1 protein-coding gene and 3 pseudogenes are annotated in these 3,562 nt (G+C 66.7%); 1 reads left to right on the top strand and 3 read right to left on the bottom strand.

The features are described from left to right. Positions 1 to 280: 280 nt before the first annotated feature. Positions 281 to 1,434, bottom strand: a pseudogene (locus GUY61_RS36170) (IS30 family transposase). 56 nt (positions 1,435 to 1,490) lie between these two features. Continuing rightward, positions 1,491 to 1,619 (bottom strand): annotated as a pseudogene (locus tag GUY61_RS40950) (IS3 family transposase); the annotation flags it as partial. A gap of 78 nt (positions 1,620 to 1,697) precedes the next feature. Between GUY61_RS40950 and GUY61_RS36165 the strand changes: the two are divergent. Beyond that, a pseudogene (locus tag GUY61_RS36165) lies at positions 1,698 to 2,688 on the top strand (IS5 family transposase). Positions 2,689 to 2,765: 77 nt separating this feature from the next. Here the strand turns inward: GUY61_RS36165 and GUY61_RS36160 are convergent. Beyond that, on the bottom strand, positions 2,766 to 3,272 hold the full coding sequence (locus GUY61_RS36160) for a carboxymuconolactone decarboxylase family protein (protein ID WP_166634537.1): 507 nt from the start codon (positions 3,270 to 3,272) through the stop codon (positions 2,766 to 2,768). Positions 3,273 to 3,562: the final 290 nt, after the last annotated feature.

Here is a 3,562-nt window from a genome sequence, read left to right as displayed (position 1 = left end):
TCGCTGGATTCGACAACCGCGAGCTACCAAGAGGCCCTTCTTTCATGCACTCGCACCGGCCGACTCACCCGAACCAGGCCCCCGTTCGAACCCCTCCGACCACACGGACGGATAGAGAACGGCCAGTTAGGAACAGGCAATGGTGAACGGGGCGGCAAGCCGCCCGTCAGGACGGCTTGCCGCCGAGGCAGACACAGCTGTCTGTGGTCAGCCGGCCTTGGCGGGTTCCTCGGCTCGCGCTCGGGTGCCGGCGAGGCGGTAAGAGGGTGGACTCAATCGATCAACGCAACAGGGCTGCCAGCCTATCGGCTGGCGTGTCGTAGCCCATGGTCTTGCGAGGACGCGTGTTCAATTTCAGCGCGATGGCGTCGAGATCGTCCTGGGTCAGGTGCCCCATGCTGGTGCCTTTGGGCAGGTACTGACGGAGCAGGCGGTTGGTGTTTTCGTTCGTTCCGCGCTGCCAGGGACTGCGCGGGTCGGCGAAGAACACGTCAAGGCCGGTTGCCGCAGTCACGTCCTTGTGGCCGGCGAGTTCCATCCCACGGTCCCCCACGTCAGGGTCTTCCTAAGCGCGGTGGGCAGGCTGCGTAGCCTGTCGGACAGCCGGGTGGTAACGGTGGTTGTGTCCCGGCCGTCGAGCTGGACCAGCACCGTGAAGCGGATGGAGCGTTCGACGACGGTGGCGATCTGGGTCAGGCCGCGGCCCATGAGCAGGTCGCCCTCCCAGTGCCCCGGCACCGTGCGACTGTCGGCTTCGGCAGGTCTCTCGCGGACGGAGACGGCATCCTTGATCTGCGAACGCCATTGTCCGGAAACGGTGTTGCGGATGTTTCGCCGGGTCGGGCGGCCCGATCGCAAGTGCTGCTGCAGTGCCTTGGTCAGCACCGCGCGGGCCTGCATGAACAGGGACTTGCAGATCGTCTCGTGGCTGATCCGCGTCCCCGAGCCGGGTGGGTAGCTCTTCGCCAGATGGCCGGTGATCTGCTCCGGCGCCCAGTCCTGCGCCAGCTTCTACGCCACCAGTTCACGCAACTGCCGGTTCACGGCCAGCAGGCACGGTTTGGGGCGTCGCGCGCGGTCCCAGGCCCGGTCCTCGGCGTCAACCGCCCGGTAGCGCCGGGGCCCCTTGTTCCGAGCGATCTCCCTGCTGATGGTCGAAGCGGCTCGCCCCAGAGTGCGGGCAATCTCGCGCATCGAGTCACCGCGGGCCAGACCACGCGAGATCTGCTCGCGTTCAGCCAGAGTCAGATGGCAGGACCGCCGACGCCGAACCGGCGAGACGTACCCGTCGTTGGACTTGAGGATCGTGAAGATCGATCCCGGAGGGCGTCCCAGTGCCCGGGATATCTCGCTGATCGACTCACCGGCTTTCCAGCGGTCCCAGAGCTCCCGTTTCTGCGCATCCGACATCCCCGGACGCTCCAACCTCGCCATCCAACACCTCCGGAACCTGTTCTACCTGGGGTGTTGCGTTGATCTGTTGAGTCCCCCGTGGCTTGCTTGAGGATGTCGACGTCTTCTCGCAGGCGGCGGTTCTCCCGCCGCAGTGCGGCCAGCTCCTCACGTTCACTGCTGTTCAGTCCGTCTCGCTCGCCCGCGTCGACCTCGGCCTGCTTGACCTAGGGCCTGTTCTGAGTCGAGATCACGGATCGATCATTCCCGCTTCAAGAGGGTGCTGGCTGCGGTAGACGGGGCGCGTGACTCGTGGTGATCTGACCGATGCCGAGTGGGAGTTGATCGAGCCGCACCTGCCGCTGTGGGCGTTCGGACCGATCCCTGACCTGCGCAGCTACTTCAACGCGGTGATGTGGCGGTTCCGTACCGGCAGCCCCTGGCGGGATGTGCCGGAGAGCTACGGCTCCTGGTCGACGATCTACGACCGGTTCCGGATGTGGGCCCGGAACGAAGTCTTCCAGACCCTCATGGACATGAGGATCGCCGAGGCGGCGGCCCGCGACGATGTCGATCTCAGCCTGGTCAGCGTGGACTCGACCGTTGCCCGCGCGCACCACCACGCGGCAGGCATGGTCGTCGACCCGGAGCTCCTTGAGGACCTGGAGAAGGCCATGGCGGAAGAAAAGGGGCGGCGGCAAAGGGGCAAAACGACCCCGTAGGCGAGGGGCCGCGGACGGGGAGGACCCCGACCGGGAACAGCGCCGCGCCGTGCGTCGACGCCGCAGGGCCCGACTGCGGGCCGCCGAACTGGGCCGCTCCCGGGGCGGGCTCACCAGCAAGGTCCACCTCGCCGTCGAGCGGCGCTGCCGCCCGCTGGCCATCATCCTCACCCCCGGGCAGGCCGCGGACAGCCCGCGCTTCCTCCCGGTCCTCAAAAAGATCAAGGTGCGTGTCCCGGCCGGCCGCCCCAGGACCCGGCCGGACGCGGTCGCCGGAGACAAGGCGTACTCCTCCCGTGCCAACCGCGCCCACCTGCGCAGACGCAACATCAAGGCGGCGATCCCGGAAAAGGCCGACCAGGCGGCGAACCGCAAGAGACGCTCCGGCGGCCGCCCGGTCAGCCACGACGCCACGCTCTACAAAGATCGCAACACCGTCGAGCGCGCCATCAACAAGTTCAAGGAATGGCGGGGGCTGGCCACCCGCTACGACAAGACACCGGACAGCTACCTCGCCGGACTCCACCTCCGCGGAGCCATGCTGTGGATACGCAGCCTCCCGGCCACTCCGTGATCCCAACTCCTATGTCGCGCTCGACGCGTCTGCGGGTTGGCCCGTTCGGGTTAACACCGAGCATTGCCCGGGTGGCTTCACTTCCACGGGTCGGTGAATGACCGGCCGGGCACCGGCTTGGCGATGAGCGCGACGGGGATGAAGAAGTTGACCTGGCCGATCGCGAACGTCAGCGTGGCGAGCGCCTTTGCCTCGTAGTGCTCGGCTGCCTGCGCATACAGCTCGTTGGAGACCCTCTCGCCGTCTGTGGACGGCTGAAGCACGGCTTCCACAAGTGCCAGCGCGGCACGCTCGGCACCTGTGAAGTACGGCGAGTCCCGCCAGGACGCGACCGACGTGATCCGTTCCTCCGACTCCCCGGCCTTGCGCAGGAAGCCCGTGTGCAGAACGGTCAGGTAGGTGCTGCCGACGATCTGACCCGCACGCAGCTGGACCAAGCTGATCGTGGAGCGCGGTACTGAACCGTTGCCGGTGACCTTGAACAGCGCCGCCGACACCTCCGCCAGCTCGGGGACGAGCTCCGCGGGGTCCTCGGACATCCGCGGAATCATCGGGACCTCCGCAGTGATCGAACGTGTTTCCATCGCCATCTCCTCGGGCTTTCACATTGCTGTCACTGCCCTGACGGATCGCGACGGAGAAATGTGACCAACGGAAGACAGTCGTTCTTGGTCAGGCAGAGGCCCTGGGGCAAGCAGTGTCAGCTGGTGGCGCCTCGCCCACCGTGATCTCGACTCAGAAGAGGCCCTAGTCACGCACCGCGGTTTCGGTGGGGTCGAAGTCCTTGGTGATCTGGTCGGCCGAGCGGTCGCCATGTCGGCACAGCTCGACGATCTCGGCCTTGAACTCCGGCGTGAGCGAGTGGCGAGGGTGA

The organism is Streptomyces sp. GC420, assembly GCF_009916105.1.
Classification (GTDB): Bacteria; Actinomycetota; Actinomycetes; order Streptomycetales; family Streptomycetaceae; genus Streptomyces.
The sequence above is the reverse complement of the archived record's forward strand: the minus strand, read 5'-3'. Positions and strand labels throughout refer to the sequence as shown.

What these genes read in the sequence shown, in the direction of transcription:
- GUY61_RS36160 (WP_166634537.1), bottom strand. Translation starts at nt 3,272, where the DNA reads ATGGAAACACGTTCGATCACTGCGGAGGTCCCGATGATTCCGCGGATG.